This is a genomic window from Streptomyces sp. NPDC098781 (genome assembly GCF_044759995.1).
Lineage (GTDB): Bacteria > Actinomycetota > Actinomycetes > Streptomycetales > Streptomycetaceae > Streptomyces.
Genome location: NZ_JBIWAK010000003.1, coordinates 1,079,448 through 1,095,312 on the forward strand (window position 1 = coordinate 1,079,448; position 15,865 = coordinate 1,095,312).

The 15,865-nt window shown below is 70.5% G+C and carries 15 protein-coding genes; all 15 read right to left on the bottom strand.

Going from position 1 to position 15,865, the window contains the following annotated elements; genetic code table 11:
- The 15 genes from hpnH to ACIQWG_RS16670 all read right to left on the bottom strand — a co-directional run bounded on the left by hpnH (position 1) and on the right by ACIQWG_RS16670 (position 15,795).
- Positions 1-1,023 (bottom strand): adenosyl-hopene transferase HpnH, encoded by a 1,023-nt coding sequence (gene hpnH, locus ACIQWG_RS16600; protein ID WP_404095681.1) that lies wholly within the window; start codon positions 1,021-1,023, stop codon positions 1-3.
- Between the two features lie 5 nt (positions 1,024-1,028).
- Complete coding sequence (locus tag ACIQWG_RS16605) at positions 1,029-1,670, bottom strand: 1-hydroxy-2-methyl-2-butenyl 4-diphosphate reductase (RefSeq protein ID WP_404095684.1); 642 nt, start codon at positions 1,668-1,670, stop codon at positions 1,029-1,031.
- Positions 1,670-3,679 (bottom strand): squalene--hopene cyclase, encoded by a 2,010-nt coding sequence (gene shc / locus ACIQWG_RS16610; protein WP_404095687.1) that lies wholly within the window; start codon positions 3,677-3,679, stop codon positions 1,670-1,672. Before shc ends, ACIQWG_RS16605 begins: the two co-directional genes overlap by 1 nt.
- Before the next feature lie 143 nt (positions 3,680-3,822).
- Positions 3,823-4,959, bottom strand: a complete 1,137-nt coding sequence (locus ACIQWG_RS16615; RefSeq protein WP_404095690.1) for a polyprenyl synthetase family protein — start codon at positions 4,957-4,959, stop codon at positions 3,823-3,825.
- Positions 4,959-6,386 carry a hydroxysqualene dehydroxylase HpnE gene (gene hpnE / locus ACIQWG_RS16620; RefSeq protein WP_404095693.1) on the bottom strand — a complete coding sequence of 476 codons (1,428 nt, stop codon included), beginning with the start codon at positions 6,384-6,386 and terminating at the stop codon, positions 4,959-4,961. Before hpnE ends, ACIQWG_RS16615 begins: the two co-directional genes overlap by 1 nt.
- Positions 6,383-6,526 (bottom strand): DUF6380 family protein, encoded by a 144-nt coding sequence (locus ACIQWG_RS16625; protein ID WP_404095696.1) that lies wholly within the window; start codon positions 6,524-6,526, stop codon positions 6,383-6,385. Before ACIQWG_RS16625 ends, hpnE begins: the two co-directional genes overlap by 4 nt.
- Entirely contained in the window at positions 6,526-7,473 is a 948-nt protein-coding gene (gene hpnD / locus ACIQWG_RS16630; RefSeq protein ID WP_404095698.1) for a presqualene diphosphate synthase HpnD, read from the bottom strand. Before hpnD ends, ACIQWG_RS16625 begins: the two co-directional genes overlap by 1 nt.
- A complete protein-coding gene (gene hpnC, locus ACIQWG_RS16635; RefSeq protein WP_404095699.1) occupies positions 7,470-8,369 on the bottom strand; it encodes a squalene synthase HpnC in 900 nt (299 codons plus the stop codon). Before hpnC ends, hpnD begins: the two co-directional genes overlap by 4 nt.
- 391 nt (positions 8,370-8,760) lie before the next feature.
- Entirely contained in the window at positions 8,761-9,540 is a 780-nt protein-coding gene (locus tag ACIQWG_RS16640) for an ABC transporter ATP-binding protein (RefSeq protein WP_404095700.1), read from the bottom strand.
- The gene (locus ACIQWG_RS16645; protein ID WP_404095701.1) at positions 9,533-10,462 is read right to left on the bottom strand and encodes an ABC transporter permease; all 930 of its coding nucleotides are present in this window, start codon (positions 10,460-10,462) and stop codon (positions 9,533-9,535) included. Before ACIQWG_RS16645 ends, ACIQWG_RS16640 begins: the two co-directional genes overlap by 8 nt.
- Positions 10,463-10,559: 97 nt before the next feature.
- Entirely contained in the window at positions 10,560-11,405 is an 846-nt protein-coding gene (locus tag ACIQWG_RS16650; RefSeq protein WP_404095896.1) for a glycosyltransferase family 2 protein, read from the bottom strand.
- A gap of 32 nt (positions 11,406-11,437) precedes the next feature.
- The gene (locus ACIQWG_RS16655; RefSeq protein ID WP_404095703.1) at positions 11,438-12,217 is read right to left on the bottom strand and encodes a CDP-alcohol phosphatidyltransferase family protein; all 780 of its coding nucleotides are present in this window, start codon (positions 12,215-12,217) and stop codon (positions 11,438-11,440) included.
- Positions 12,195-13,256 (bottom strand): iron-containing alcohol dehydrogenase family protein, encoded by a 1,062-nt coding sequence (locus tag ACIQWG_RS16660; RefSeq protein ID WP_404095705.1) that lies wholly within the window; start codon positions 13,254-13,256, stop codon positions 12,195-12,197. The genes ACIQWG_RS16655 and ACIQWG_RS16660 overlap by 23 nt, the downstream gene beginning before the upstream one ends.
- The gene (locus ACIQWG_RS16665; RefSeq protein WP_404095707.1) at positions 13,244-13,996 is read right to left on the bottom strand and encodes a sugar phosphate nucleotidyltransferase; all 753 of its coding nucleotides are present in this window, start codon (positions 13,994-13,996) and stop codon (positions 13,244-13,246) included. Before ACIQWG_RS16665 ends, ACIQWG_RS16660 begins: the two co-directional genes overlap by 13 nt.
- Positions 13,993-15,795, bottom strand: coding sequence for a DUF5941 domain-containing protein (locus tag ACIQWG_RS16670; RefSeq protein WP_404095710.1), 1,803 nt, complete (start codon positions 15,793-15,795; stop codon positions 13,993-13,995). Before ACIQWG_RS16670 ends, ACIQWG_RS16665 begins: the two co-directional genes overlap by 4 nt.
- Positions 15,796-15,865: the final 70 nt, after the last annotated feature.

Here is a 15,865-nt window from a genome sequence, read left to right on the forward strand (position 1 = left end):
TCACTCCCGGTTTCCGGAGACCGTCTCGCGCATGGCGCGCAGCGACTCCTTCAGCGAGCCCATGGTGGCGAGGACGGCGGTGGGCTCGTAGCCGCAGTGCGCCATGCAGTTGGCGCAGCGCGGGTCCTTGCCGCGGCCGTACTTGTCCCAGTCGGTCTCCTCGATCAACTCCCGGTACGTGGGCACGTACCCGTCGCTCATCAGGTAGCAGGGGCGCTGCCAGCCGAAGAGGGAGTAGTTCGGGATCGCCCAGGCGGTGCACGGGAAGTCGACCTTGCCCTCGAGGAAGTCGAGGAACAGCGGCGAGTGGTTCAGCCGCCACTTGCGGCGGTTGCCGCCCGCGAAGGCCTTCTTGAACAGCTCACGGGTCTGCTCGACGCCGAGGAAGTGCTCCTGGTCGGGGGCCTTCTCGTAGGCGTAGGCGGGCGAGATCATCATCTCGTCGACCTTGAGGTCGTCGTTGAGGAAGTTGAGCACCTCGACGATGGTCTGCGGGGTGTCGGTGTTGAAGAAGGTCGAGTTGGTGGTGACCCGGAAGCCGCGCCGCTTGGCCTCCTTGATCGCCTCGACCGCCTCGTCGAACACGCCCTCCTTGGCCACGGACTCGTCGTGGCGCTCGCGCAGGCCGTCGATGTGCACGGCGAAGGCGAAGTACGGCGAGGGCTTGAACTTGTCCATCTTCTTGCGCATCAGCAGGGCGTTGGTGCACAGGAAGACGTACTTCCGCTTGGCCACCAGCTGCCGCACGATCTCGTCGATCTGCGGGTGCATCAGGGGCTCACCGCCGGCGATGGACACCATCGGGGCACCGGATTCGAGCACCGCCCCCACGGCCTGGGCCACCGGCATGCGCTGCTTGAGAACCCCGGCCGGGTGCTGGATCTTGCCGCAGCCCTCGCACTTGAGGTTGCAGGCGAAAAGCGGTTCCAGCTCGACGATCAGCGGAAACTTGTCCCGCCTGCGGAGCTTCTGTTCGGCCAAGTATGTAGCGACCTTGATGGACTGACGCAGCGGCATGGCCATCTGGCTCACCTCCGGGGGAGCAGCAAAGAACGGTGCCATTCGTAGAATGCGGGTAGAACGGAACGAAGGACGCGGAAAGCCGATATTCCACCGCGCAACGTGCCGATCCGGACGAGTTCATGTTCTGGAGCGTCCACGACCACCCGGACGGCCGCAACCGGGCGCTCGCCCGTTCGCACGGCGCTCAGGAGCGTGACCGCGGACTCCATGTCGACCGCGATTGCGCCGGTCGCGAGCAGGTCGGACCGTTCCTGACCTCGGACGACATGATCGGAGCCGGTGAGCGGTCCGGTGTGGACGGCGCGACCGGGGACGGTCCGCGCGAGTTCCTTGACGAGTAGGTCGGTCCCGACGCACGGAACGGTTCCCGCCGGATCCCGGGTCTCCTCGGCGACGACCAGATCGCCGGGGTGCATCCCGGGGGCGAGCCCCGCGCAGAAGCCGGTGGCGAGCACGGCGGCCCCGCCGAGGGCGGGGTCGGCCAGCATCCGGGTGACGGAGCGCTCGGCGGCCTTCGGCCCCATGCCCGTACGGAGCACGGTGACCGGCCCGCCCGCCCCGCCGCGCTCGCTCGTGCGCAGGGCGAACTGCTCGATGCCGAGCGCGCAGGCGATCAGCAGCGGGACCGGGGCGGGCTGTGGGCTCATCAGCTCACCCTGGCCTCGGTGAGCGGCTTCTCGTGCCGGTCGGAGAAGGGCTCCCCGTGGACGTACCGGCCGAGCGCGGTCAGCGGGAAGACCTGCCGGTAGAGGTGATAGTTGATCGAGAAGTCCCAGGGGAACCCGGTGCCGGTGAAGTACGGCTCGTCCCATGAGCCGTCCTCCCGCTGGGTGGCCGCGAGCCACTCGACGCCCCGCTCGACGGCCTTGGAGTCCTTCTCCTCCGCCGCGAGCAGCGCCATCAGCGCCCACGCGGTCTGCGAGGCGGTGGAGGCGCCCCGGCCGCTCCACTCCTTGACGTTCTTGTAGGAGCGCAGGTCCTCGCCCCAGCCGCCGTCGTCGTTCTGGACGGACTCCAGCCAGGTGACGGCGCGGCGGATCGCCGGATGCGAGCCCGGCATACCGGCGGCCACCAGGGCCGGTACGACCGATCCGGTGCCGTAGACGTAGTTCACGCCCCAGCGCCCGAACCACGAGCCGTCCGGCTCCTGCTCGGCGAGCAGCCAGCGGATGCCGCGCCGGGTGCGTGGGTCGTGGGCGAGGCCCTCGACCGCGAGCATCTCGACGACGTGCGCGGTGACGTCCGCCGACGGAGGGTCGATGACCTCGCCGAAGTCGCAGAAGGGCAGCCGGTTGGGGAAGGGGCTGGTGTTGTCGACGTCGAAGGCGCCCCAGGCCCCGTTCCTCGACTGCATGCCGAGGTTCCAGCGCACCCCGCGGCCGATCGCCTTCTCCACTCGCTCCGGGTCGTGATGTCTGACCCGGCGCAGTGCGAGGACCACCTCGGCGGTGTCGTCGATGTCGGGGTAGTTGTCGTTGTGGAACTCGAACGCCCAGCCACCCGGCGGCAGTTCGGGTCGCTTGACCGCCCAGTCACCGGGCCTGACGATCTCCTCGCCGAGCATCCAGTCCGCGGCCTTGACGAGCTGCGGGTGGTCGGCGGGGACGCCCGCGTCCGCCAGCGCGATGGTCGCGAGGCAGGTGTCCCACACCGGTGACTGGCAGGCCTCGATCATGCGGGCCCCGTCCTCGCGCCAGACCGCGAACCGGTCCAGCGACGCCAACCCCTCGCGCATCACGGGGTGTTCGAGGTCGTAGCCGAGCAGATGCAGCGCGATGATCGAGTACACGGCCGGAGGCTGGATGCCGCCCCAACAGCCGTCGTTCTCCTGCCGCTCGATGATCCAGCGGGCGGCGCTGTTCATGGCCGCCTCGCGCAGCCTGCGCGGGGCGACCTTGCGCAGCTGGTGCAGTGCCTTGTCGAGCCGCTGGAAGGCGCCGTCCCAACTCGTCGCGGGCGCGAGGGGCTTGGACGGGTTGGGGTTGGCGGGGTTCTTGTGCAGTTCGTCGAGCGGGAAGGGCGCGGGCCTGACCGGGCGCTTCGCGGAGACGATCGTCAGCGGGACGATGGTCTGGCGGGCCCAGCACCCGAAGTCGTAGATGTTGAGCGGGACCCACGTGGGGAAGTAGATGAGCTCCGGCGGGAGTTCGGGCAGGTCCTCCCACTTCCACCAGCCGAACAGGGCGAGCCAGATGCGGGTGAAGACCCGGGAGGCGGCGATGCCGCCCCGCTGCCGGATCCAGGCGGAGGCCTTCGCCATGTGCGGCGCGTCCGGCGCGTCACCGGCCAGGCGGAGGGCGACGTACGCCTCGATGGTGGCGGAGAGTTCGCCGGGGGCCCCGTAGAAAGTGCCCCAGGTGCCGTCCTCGCGCTGCTCGCCGCGGATGAAGAGCGCCGCGGCCCGCGTGGTCTTCTCGTCCCGGATGCCGAGGAACTGACGGAGCAGAAGGTCCTCGGCGTCCATGGTGACGTTCGTCTCGAGGTCGCCCTTCCACCAGCCCTGGGCGTCCTGCTTCGCCAGCAGGAAGTCGGTGGCGCGCCGAACGGCGTGTACGGCGGTCTCGTGCACCCCGGCCGCCACGGGGGTCTCGCTCTGGGTGGCCGCGGCTGCCCGGGGCGGTAGTGCCCCGGCGCTTCCGTCGGTCGTCGCTGTCATGGCTTCCCCTTCGTGCAGTGCTACAGGTAGTGCGTCTGCTGTGGGTCCGCCGTCGGCCGGTGCGCTGGTTGCAGCGGCACCGGCCGGCGACTACGCGAGGGCTATTCGACCGATACTGATCATCTCTTTTCGCCCGGTGGTGATCATCTCTTTCGTACGACGACGAAGTCGGCCAGCGCCGTGAACTGCGCCCGTACCCGCTCGGGCATGTCGACGGCGTCGAGGGCCTCGACGGCGACGGTGTGCTGACGGCGTGCCTCTTCGGCGGTCCACTCGCGGCCGCCCGCCTCCTCGATGAGGGCGGCGCGGGCGGCGAACTCCTCTTCGGAGAAGTTCTCGAAGTCGCTGCTCTTGGCGTCGGCGGCGAGGATCTCGCCGAGCCGCTCGGACGCGGAGCCGCCCGCCGCGAGCGCGGCCACGACCGGCAGGGACTTCTTGCGCTGGCGCAGGTCGCTCCAGGTCTGCTTGCCGGTGGAGACCGGGTCGCCCCAGATGCCGAGCAGGTCGTCGACGGCCTGGAAGGCGAGGCCGAGGTGGTGTCCGTACATCTGGAGGGCGTCGGCGGTGCGGTCGTCGGCGCCCGCGAGCACCGCGCCGATGGAGCTGGCGCAGGCGATCAGCGCGCCGGTCTTGTTGCCCTCCATCTCCAGGCACTCCTCGACGCCGACGCGGTCGCGGTGCTCGTAGGAGATGTCCTGCGCCTGGCCGTCGATGAGGGCGCGGGTCGCGGTGATGAGGCGACGGGTGGCGCGGCCCGCCTCGACGGTGCCGAGCTCCAGCAGGATCTCGTTGGCGAGGGCGAACAGGGCGTCGCCGACGAGGATGGCCTGGGCCGGGCCGTGCACCTTCCAGACCGTGTCGCGGTGCCGGCGCTGCTCGTCGCCGTCCATCAGGTCGTCGTGCAGCAGCGAGAAGTTGTGGACCAGCTCGACGGCGACGCCGCCGGGGATGCCGACCTCGGGCGCGGCACCGGTGACCTCGGCGGAGAGCAGCGCGAGGGCGGGGCGCACGGCCTTGCCGCCGTCGCCGGCCGTGGGGTTGCCGTCGGCGTCGATCCAGCCGAAGTGGTAGGCGGAAACGGTGTCCATGGGAGGGGCCAGGCGGTCGACGGCCGCCCGCAGTACCGGGGTGGTCAGGGTCCTACCGCGCTCCAGGAGCGCGGTGACGTCCGCCGCGGTCGCTCGAGCGGCCTTCGAGGCCGGGGGCACAGTGGGCACGTTCTCTCCTCTTGTTGCGGTACCGGGGGTGCGGGGGCCTGCCGCCGTGCGCTCGTTCAGCATCAGGCCGCCTCCTCGACGTCGAAGAGGTGGCTGGGGCGGGGCCGGCCCAGGGCGCTCAGCGCGGCGCCGGCCGCACTCACGCCACTGCGGACCGCACTCTCCATGGTCGCGGGCCACCCTGTGGCGGTCCACGCTCCGGCCAGGTACAGGCCGGGGGCATTGGTACGGGCGCCGGGCCGCAGCCGCCCGACGCCTGGGGTGGGAGCGAACGTCGCGGTGCGCTCCCTGGTCACGAAGAAGTCCTTCACCTGTGCGCCGCGCGTCCTGGGCAACAGCCGCTCCAGCTCGGGCAGATACCTCTCGCGCAGGGCGGCGACCGGCTCGTCGATCTCGTCCTGCGCGGCCGACTGGGACAGGGCGAGGTACTGGCCGTCCCGCAGCCCGGATGCCTCGGTGCGGTCGAACACCCACTGCACCGGGGTGCCGAGGGCCGTGAGGAACGGCCTGCTCAGCACCTTCCGGTCGTAGACGACATGGACGTTGAGGATCGGCGCGGTGCCGATCTCCAGAAGCTGTTTCGGGGCGTCGAGGGCGCCGCCGGGCAGCAGGTCGTACGCCTCGCGCTGGGCGACCGCGAGCACGACCGCGTCCGCGCGGAGTGTCTCGCCGGGAACCTGAACGCTCCAACGGCCGTTGTCGTCAGTGGAGATGGAGGTGACGCGTGTACGGACCTCGGTACGGACGCCCGCGGCGTCGAGCGCCTTGCGGGCCAGCCGGTCATGCAGTTCGCCCAGCGGGACGCGCGCCCATCCGATGTCGGCCGCGCCCGGGTCGGACAGCAGACCGGTCTTGAACACCATCGCGGCGAGTCCCAGCGAGGCGTCGCCCGCGACCGCGTTGAGGGTGGCGACCCCGACCAGGTCCCACAGGGCCTCGACGGCACGCGCCGACTGACCGTGCGCGGTCAGCCAGCTGCCGAAGTCCTGGGTGTCCAGGGCCGGATCGGTGAGGTCGAGCCCCTTGAGCGCGAGCGCGGCACGGCCGACCTTGGCACGCTCGGCGAGGGAGAGATGCGGATAGGTCGCGAGGCTCCGGCCCAGGTGCAGGGGTACGGGCAGCGCGTCGCGCCGCAGTCTGCCGAGCCGGCGGCCCTCGGGGCGGTCGACGTCGACCACGGGCACGTCGAGACGGTTCTGCAACGGCGCCAGCGCGGTGCCCTCGATGCGGTCGAGGAACCAGCGGTAGGCGGTGCAGCATCGCAGGTACACATGCTGGCCGTTGTCGACGGTCAGGTCGCCGCGCTGGAAGGAGAAGGCGAGGCCGCCCAGCCTCGGCCTGCCCTCGATCAGGGTGACGCTCACTCCGGCGTCGGCGAGCGCGAGCGCGGCGGTGATGCCGGCGAGCCCGCCGCCGATCACGACGGCGTCCCTCCCGGAGTGTTTCGGGATGTCCGCGAGCGACCCCTCTGGCCGTGTGCCGTCGGTCATCGTGCACCCTCCCCTGCACGACCGCCGTGCCGGTGCTTGAACGGTGCACGGCCGGTCGTCTCAGTCAGGGACGCCGATCGGCGGCGGAGGGTTGCCCGCCGCTTTTCCCCGATGGCATCACCTTGGACCGAAATGTCCATCAGGCGCGCCTCCTGACGGTTCGGGTCACATGCCGGGTGTCCAGACCCGACAGGCCGCGCACCGCGACGTAGGCCTTCTCCCGGCCCGGCAGCGCGACCCGGCCGCGCAGCACGGCCTCCGGGTCGCGCTCGATGCGGTCCAGGAGACGGCGGTAGATGCCGGCCATGGCGGCGACACAGGCCCCGCTGCGCCGGTCGAGCATGGGCAGCAGCCGGTAGCCCTCGGCGAACAGGGCGCGGGCCCGTCGCACCTCGAAGTGCACGAGACCCGCGAAGTCGGAGCCCTCCGGCGGGGTCGGCCCGCTGAAGCCGGCCGAGCAGCCGAACTTGGCGAGGTCGTCGGAGGGCAGATAGGTGCGCCCTCCCTCGGCGTCCTCGCGGATGTCCCGCAGGATGTTGGTGAGCTGGAGGGCCAGACCGAGCGTGTCGGCGTACTCCGGTGCGCGCTCGGCGCCACGCGCTCCCGGTTCGGTACCGAACACGCCGAGCGAGAGCCGCCCGATGGCGCCCGCCACACAGCGGCAGTAGACCTTCAGATCGTCCCAGGTCTCATAGGTCTCACCGCGCACGTCCATCAGGACGCCGTCGATCAGCTCGTCCAGTCCGCCGAGCGGGATCGGGAACGCGTCGGCGGCATGGGCGAGGGCCACGGCGACGGGGTCGACGTCGTCCTCGTCGACGGACCGGTCCCGGATCCGGGTCAGCAGCCGGCGGGTGTCCTCGAGCCTGGCGACCTTGACGTCGTCGGTCAGGGCGCCGTCGCCGATGTCGTCGACGCGGCGCGAGAACGCGTACAGCGCCGACATGGCCCGGCGCTTGGGCGTGGGCAGCAGCCTGATGCCGTAGGCGAAGTTACGGGCCTGCTGTCCGGTGACGGCCTCGCAGTATCTGTAGGCGGCGAGTACCGGTGCGGACGCGTGTGGTGCAGACTCCACGGTCCGGATCACCCCTCTCCTCGCAGAGTCACGCCCACCTCACGCAGCAGCCGGAGCTTGCTGGCCTTGGGCGGGCCGGGAAGTACGTCGTATTCGGCGGCGGCGATCGCACCGATCGCCGCCCTTCCCCCCGCCACGAAACCCGCGAGCAGCAGCTTCAGCCTGCCGTGGACGCTACCCACCAGGGGGGTGCCTTCATTCAGGAGGCTTCGGGCACGTTCGGCTTCGTACGCGACCAGTGCGCGCACCGATGCGCCCGCTGTTTCTGCCGCCAGGTCGGTTTCCTGGACGTGAAAGTGTTTCATGTCCGCCGCGGGCAGATAGATGCGGTCACGGCCGAGGTCCTCGGTGACGTCCTGGAGGTGCTCGACGATCTGGAGGGCGGTGCACACGGCGTCGGAGCGGCGGATCCGCTCGGGCGTGGCCGTGCCGGTGACGGCGAGGACCAGGCGGCCGACGGGGTTGGCGGACAGTTCGCAGTAGGCAAGCAGATCGTCGTAGGTCTCGTAGCGCCCCACGAGCTGGTCCTGGCGGTTGGCGGCGATCAGGCCGAGGAAGGGCTCGGGGGTCAGCGAGCGGCGGCGGACGGTCGGCTGGAGGCGGCGCAGCAGGGGATGACGGGGCATGCCGTCGAAGACCCGGCGCAGATCGGCCTCGAAGGCGTCGAGCAGGACCAGGGGGTCGTCGGCGTCCTCGGCCGACACGCCGAGGAGGCGGGCGTCGGCGCCGCCGGGGGCGAGATCGCCGTCGCCGATGTCGTCGACCAGGCGGGCGAAGCCGTAGACGGCCATGAGGTCGGTTCGCCAGGCCCTGGGCAGGAAGAACGGCGCCACGGGGAAGTTCTCCGCGGCGGCCTTGTCGAGCGTGCCGCGCTCCGCGTCGTCCGGGTGCGTGCCGGTTGCCGTCACCGTGGACTGCCCGGGGCGGGGACGGCGCAGGCGGGTGCGTTGAGCTGGGGAGTTTCCGTAGCCATTGCCGTCACATCTCCCGTTCTACACCGCTGACCCAATGCACACTATTTCGGACACGCCGCCCGGTCGTCCGCGCCGGAGCCCGGAGTGAGGGGGTGTCACGCCTTATCGCCCCACTTGCCGCGTTTCGGTACCAGTACAGCTTACGTTGTACAACGCGGCGTGGCCCGTGGGGGTGTCCTGCACATCACAACAACACACCGATTGGCGTCAAGATTCCTCAAGCCAGCCGGAGTTGACGTTTCCTTTGCAGACGCGGGCCCCGCCGGGACAGTTCCGGCGGGGCTCCGGTAAAGACGCTGGGCCGCTCGGCCCATGCCCGGGTGGACTACTTGCCCGTGAACTTCTCGTACTCCTTGAGGACCTCGTCGGTCGGTCCGTCCATACGCAGCTCGCCACGTTCCAGCCACAGCACGCGGTTGCAGGTGTCCCGGATGGACTTGTTGTTGTGGCTGACGAGGAACACGGTGCCGGCTTCCTTGCGCAGCTCGCGGATGCGGTCCTCGGAGCGCTTCTGGAACTTGCGGTCGCCGGTGGCCAGCGCCTCGTCGATCATGAGGACGTCGTGGTCCTTGGCCGCCGCGATGGAGAAGCGCAGCCGGGCCGCCATGCCGGAGGAGTAGGTGCGCATGGGGAGCGTGATGAAGTCGCCCTTCTCGTTGATGCCCGAGAAGTCGACGATCCCCTGGTAGCGCTCCTTGATCTGCTCGCGGGACATGCCCATGGCGAGCCCGCCCAATATGACGTTCCGCTCGCCGGTGAGGTCGTTCATCAGGGCCGCGTTCACACCGAGCAGCGAGGGCTGGCCGTCGGTGTAGACCTTGCCCTTCTCCGGCGGGAGCAGGCCGGCGATGGCACGCAGCAGGGTGGACTTGCCGGAGCCGTTGGAGCCGATCAGGCCGATGGCCTCGCCGCGGTAGGCGACGAAGGAGACACCGCGGACGGCGTGCACCTTGCGCACACCGCGCTCCTCGCCGCGCTTCATGATCCGGCTGAGGGCGGCGGTGGCGCTGCCCTTGCCGGACTTGGCGCCGTTGACGCGGTAGACGATGTGCAGCTCGTCCGCGATGACGGTGGGGATCTGTGCGTCGGTGTTCTGCTCAGCCACGGCCGTACCTCTCCTCCGCCTTCCAGAAGTACACGAAGCCGCCCACGGCGAACAGCACGGCCCAGCCGGCCGCCGCCGCCCAGACGTGGTCGGGCAGGTTCGAGGAGCCGTAGCCGTCGATCAGGGCGAACCGCATCAGGTCCATGTAGACCGCGGCCGGGTTCCACTGAAGGACGGTGGCGATCCACTGCGGCTTGTTGGCCAGCATGACCGGGATGGAGAACATCACGCCGGACGCGTACATCCACGTACGCATCACGAACGGCATGAGTTGTGCCAGGTCCGGGGTCTTGGAGCCGGCGCGGGCCATGATCATGGCGAGGCCGGTGTTGAACAGGAACTGGAGGGCCAGCACCGGCAGGATCAGCACCCAGCTGAGCTTCGGGAAGCTGCCGAAGCCGATCGCCACGGCGAACAGCACGATCATCGAGAACAGCAGCTGCTGGAGCTGCTGGAGCGCGAAGGAGATGGGCAGCGAGGCGCGCGGGAAATGCAGGGCCCGCACAAGGCCCAGGTTGCCCGAGATCGCGCGGACGCCCGCCATCACCGAGCTCTGGGTGAAGGTGAACACGAAGACGCCGGTGACCAGGAAGGGGATGTACACCTCGCGGGGCATGCCCCGGTCGGCCTCCAGGATCACGCCGAAGATGAAGAAGTACACGGCGGCGTTGAGCAGCGGGGTGGCCACCTGCCAGAGCTGGCCCAGCTTCGCCTGGCTGTACTGGGCGGTCAGCTTCGCCCGCGAGAACGCGAGGATGAAGTGCCGCCGGTCCCAGAGCTGGCGGACGTACTCGAACAGCGACGGCCGGGCGCCGCTCACAGCCAGCCCGTACTTGGCGGCGAGCTGGGCCGCCGTCAGTCCGTCGTCGGGCGACGGCGGCGCGCTCACCGCGACCGAGCCGTCGTGCGTTGTCTCACTCACCGGTTGAAACTTTCGTCTTCGAGATGCACGGCCTGTGCGGGCCTGGCATGTACCTGGGGCCGGGGTAACGGTCCGGTCGCTCTCAGGGTCGAGCCTGTCAGATGACAGGAGGTCGGCCCAGTCGAGTCAGCCGCCACACCGTACGCCACTTCATGGGCCTGCGGGGACCGCACGGAGTCGTCCAGCCTTCCCTGAATCCGCCGAACCATGCCCTGAGGGCGGGGCGGGAGGGGCGCCGGGCGAGAGTGAGCAGCATCCACACGCCCAGATAGACCGGGACAAGGGGGGCGGGAAGGTTGCGGCGGGCGAGCCAGACGCGGTTGCGGGCGACCATGCGGTGGTAGACCGCGTGCCGCGAGGGCGCGGTCGTCGGGTGGAACAGCACCATGTCGGACCGGTAGTCGATCATCCAGCCCGCGTCGAGGGCCCGCCATGCCAGGTCGGTTTCCTCGTGCGCGTAGAAGAATTCGTCCGGCAGGGCTCCGACTTCCGCGAAGACCCGGGTGCGTACGGCGTTGGCGCCGCCGAGGAAGGTGGTGACCCGGGAGGAGCGCATCGGGTCGGAGGCCCGCAGCCGGGGCACGTGGCGGCGCTGGGTGACGCCGGTGTCCGGGTCGGCGATGCGGAAGCTGACGATGCCGAGGCTGGGGTCGGCCGTGAACGCCTGGCGGCACAGTTCGGCGGTGTCGTGCAGGGCGAGCAGTCCGTCGTCGTCGAGGAAGAGCAATATGTCGACGTCCCGGCCGCTGGGGCCGAACGCCTCGATGCCGATGTTGCGGCCGCCGGGGATGCCGAGGTTCTCGGGCAGTTCGACGGTGCGTACGCCTTCGGGGACCTCGGGGACCGGAGAGCCGTTGCCGACGACGACGACCTCGACCGGGTCGCCGTCCTGCTTGGCGACCGAGTCGAGGAGGGAGCGGAGCTCGTCGGGGCGGTTGCCCATGGTGATGACCACCGCGCCGACCTTCAGGCCGTTCACTTCAGCCTGCTGGAGGCGAGGATGGACACGAGGTGCAGCAGGGTCTGGAGCAGCGCGATGCCGGCGAGCACCGCGACGCCGAGCCGGGTGAAGAAGAGGTCGCCGCGGACCTGGTCGGCGATCGCCAGCAGCAGGATCAGCAGGGACGCCTCGATGCCGAGGATCAGCCGGTGGAACTTGAACGCGGCGGCGGCCTTGCGGGCCAGCGCCATGCCGGAGGTGCGCATCTCGGCGGCGGCCTCCTGGACCGGCGGCTTGCCGGCCTGGTGGCGGGCGACGCCGACGAGGTCGGTCTCGGCCTTGATCAGGATCGCGCCGAGCGCGGCGAGAGTGCCGAGGAAGGCCCACAGCCAGTCGATACGGCCGCTGCCCCACAGGTCGGCGGCGCGCAGGCCGAAGCCGACGAGGACGGCGGCGTCGGTCAGGTAGGCGCCGACACGGTCGAGGTAGACGCCGTTCAGCGAGTACTGCTTCTTCCAGCGCGCGATCTCGCCGTCGACGCAGTCCAGCAGCAGATACATCTGGACGCAGAACACACCCAGGACGGCGCCCGGGATCCCCGGCACGAGCAGTGCCGGGGCCGCGAGCACACCGAAGACGGTCATCAGGTACGTGAGCTGGTTGGGGGTGACCCTGGTGTTCACCAGGTAGCGGTCGACCCGCAGGGACACCTCACGCATGTAGAGGCGTCCCATCCAGTGCTCACCGCTGCGCCGGTCCTTCACCCCCGCGGGGTGAACGACGGGGCGGAGTTCAGCTACCGATGGCCTTGACATAGTCGGCGTAGATGTCCTTGATCTGGTCGGTGGTCAGGTCGAGGTGTTCGAGGATCGTGTAGCGGCCCGGCCGGGTCTGCGGGGCGAACTCGACGGCGCGGACGAACTCGTCGTCCGAGAAGCCGATCTCCTCCGGCAGTACCGGCAGCCCGTGCCGACGCAGCACCTCGGCCATGTAGGCCGACTCCTCGTGGGCTCCGCGCAGGTACATCGCGAAGGCCGCGCCCAGGCCGCACTGCTCGCCGTGGGCGGCGGCACGCCTCGGGTACAGCAGGTCGAAGGCGTGGTTGATCTCGTGGCACGCGCCGGAGGACGGGCGGGAGTCACCCGACACGGACATGGCGATACCGCTGAGCACCAGCGCCTCGGCCAGCACCTGCAAGAAGTCGGTGTCCCCTATGCCGCCGGGGTGCCGAAGGACCGCCTCGCCCGCCTGCCGGGCGATCGCGGCGGCGAGGCCGTCGATCTTCTCGCCCTTGACGCGGTTGGCCAGCTCCCAGTCCGCGATCGCGGAGATGTTGGAGATGGCGTCGCCGATGCCGGCGCGCACGAAGCGGGCCGGGGCCTCGTGGATGACGTCGAGGTCGATGACGACCGCGATCGGGTTGGGCACACCGTAGGAGCCGCGCCCGGCGTCGTTGTCGAGGGTGGCGACCGGCGAGCACAGGCCGTCGTGCGCCAGGTTCGTCGGTACGGCGACCAGGGGCAGGCCGACCCGCGCCGCGGCGAACTTGGCACAGTCGATGATCTTGCCGCCGCCGAGCCCGACGACCGCGTCGAAGTGGCCGGCCTTGATGTCACCGGCCAGCCGGATCGCGTCGTCGAGGGTGCCGCCGCCGACCTCGTACCAGGTGGCGCCGGGCAGCGCGGGAGCGAGCCGCTCCTTCAGCAGGGCACCGGAGCCGCCGCTGACCGCGACGGCCAGCTTGCCGGAGTGCGAGATCCGCTCGTCGGCGAGCACGCACGCCAGGTCGTCGAGGGCACCCGGGCGGATGTCGACGACGACCGGCGAGGGAATCAGCCTGGTCAGTACTGGCATGCGATCTCCCGTCCGCGAGCGAGATCGTCGTGGTTGTCGATCTCCACCCACTTGACGTCGCCGATCGGCGCCACGTCGATACGGAAGCCGCGGTTCACGAGCTCCTGGTAGCCGTGCTCGTAGAACTGCTGCGGGTCGGTCTCCCACACCGTCTTCAGGGCGTCGGCCAGCTCGGGGGCGGCGTCGCCCTCGATGAGGGTCACGCCGATGTACTCACCGGTCGCCTCGGCGGGGTCCATCAGCTTGGTGATCTTCGTCATGCCCTGCTCGGGGTCGACGACGACCTTCATCTCCTCGTCGGCCAGGTCCTTGACCGTGTCCAGGGCGAGGATGATGCGACGGCCCTCACCGCGGGCGGCGAGCAGCGTCTTCTCGACGGAGACCGGGTGCACGGTGTCGCCGTTGGCGAGGATCACACCGTCCTTGAGGGCGTCACGCCCGCACCACAGGGAGTAGGCGTTGTTCCACTCCTCGGCCTTGTCGTTGTCGATGAGGGTGAGCTTCAGGCCGTACTTCGCCTCAAGGGCTTCCTTGCGCGCGTACACGGCCTCCTTGCGGTAGCCGACGATGACCGCGACCTCGGTGAGACCGATCTCGGCGAAGTTGCCGAGCGTCAGGTCGAGAACCGTGGGCTCGCCCTCTATGCCCGCGGGCCCCACCGGCACCAGAGCCTTGGGAAGGCTGTCGGTGTAGGGGCGCAGACGCCGTCCGGCGCCGGCCGCCAGCACGAGGCCGATCATGCGGGTTCTCCTTCATCGTGTACGGCGGGCGCACCGCCCATGTGAGCGGTCACCCAGAAGCGGATGCTCTCGACGAGCACCACGAGGGCCACGGCCACGGCGAGGACCGTGAGCGCGACACTGAACTGCGAGGCGGAGAGCACCGCGGCAAGGACCGTGACGAGCAGCGTCCGCCCCTCATGCCCCCCGATGACGCGCACCAGCCAGGCCGGGGGCGCTCCGGCGTTGCCGCGGATGCGGTACACCGTGTCGTAGTGATGGTAGGCGACGGCGGCCACCAGGCCGAAAGCCGCAGGAAGGGCTCCGTTCACCTCCGCTTTGGCTGCCAGGATCAGGACCGTGAGGTATTCGGCGGCGCGGAACAGCGGCGGGATGAGCCAGTCGAGGGCTCCCTTGAGCGGGCGCGAGACCGCATACCCGGAGAGCACGACGTAGACGGCGGCACACAGGACGACGGACCAGCCCGGCCCGTCGAACCAGGCCGCGAGCACCACCAGGGCGGCTCCGACGGCGGCGACCGCCGGGGCGAGAACCGGGAACTTGTTCGGCGCGATGCGCGCGACCAGTTCGGCCAGCGGCCCGCTGTCCGCGAGGTCGGCCAGCGCCTCGGCGGCCCGATCGGTCCGCCGGGCCTTGCGGGTGAGGGAACGCAGCACACGGCCGGCCGTCGTGTACGTCGCGGCGAAGGCGCAGCCGATGAGCAGCGCGTAGAAGGTGATACGAGGAGTCGTGGCCGCCGTGAGGATCGCGATCATCGCCCAGCGCTCGCCGATCGGCAGGACGATCATCCGGCGCACCCACACCGTCCAGCCGACGCTGTCGAGCTTGTCGGAGAGGGCGGCCGTGGGGCTGGTGTTGGCGGTGGCGTCGTGGTTGGCCTCGTTGAAGGAGAAGTCGACCACGTGCCGGCAGGTCTGGAGCACCATCGCGCCGAGGGCGAGGGCCCACACGTCGTCCCCGCCGCGGGCCGCGCCGAGGGCGAGGCCGGCGTAGTAGGCGTACTCCTTGGCCCGGTCGAAGGTGGCGTCGAGCCAGGCGCCGAGCGTGGAGTACTGGAGCGAGTAGCGGGCGAGCTGGCCGTCCGTGCAGTCCAGGACGAAGGAGAAGATCAGCAGCAGTCCGGCCGCGATGAACCCGGCCCGGGTGCCGGTGGCCGCGCAGCCCGCCGCGATGAGCGCGGTGATCAGGGAGGCGGTGGTGACCTGGTTGGGGGTCATGCCCCGGCGGGCGCACCAGCGGGCGATGTAGCGGGAGTACGGGCTGATGAAGAAGGTGGTGAAGAAGCCGTCGCGGGACTTCACGGCCGACTTCAGACGTACGGCCTCGTCGTCGACGGCGGCCACGGCCTGCCGTGCCTCGTTGCGGGCCTGCGGGTCGGCCGGTACGGCGGCGACCAGGCTGCCGAGCTCGGGGCGGTGGACGTCGGTGCCGTCGTCGTCCAGGGCGGTGACCACGCGGTCGGCGAGGCTGTCGACGGCCACCGCGAAGCCGCCGCTGGCGGAGGTCTCGCGGGCCATCGCGCGGGTGAGGGCCTGGCGGCCGGCCGGCTGGGCGGTCAGGGCGCCGGGGATCGCGGCGAGCGCGAAGCGGGGGTCGGTCAGGCCGAGGCGCAGCGCGTGCGGGTGGCCGACGAAGCGGGCGTCGACCACGGCGACCCGTTGGTCACCGGGGACCTGGGCGAGCATCGTCTCGGCGTCGGCCGGGTCGGCGGCGATCCGCACGTCGTAGCCGAGGGACCGCAGATCGCCCTCGAGCGACGATCCGGGGACCGGCTGACCGGTGAGGATGGCGGTCGACAACCGAACTCACTCCCTGGGTGCCGGCGCGCCCGCGCCGGTCGTGTACGTGATGGGCAGCGCCCATTGGCGG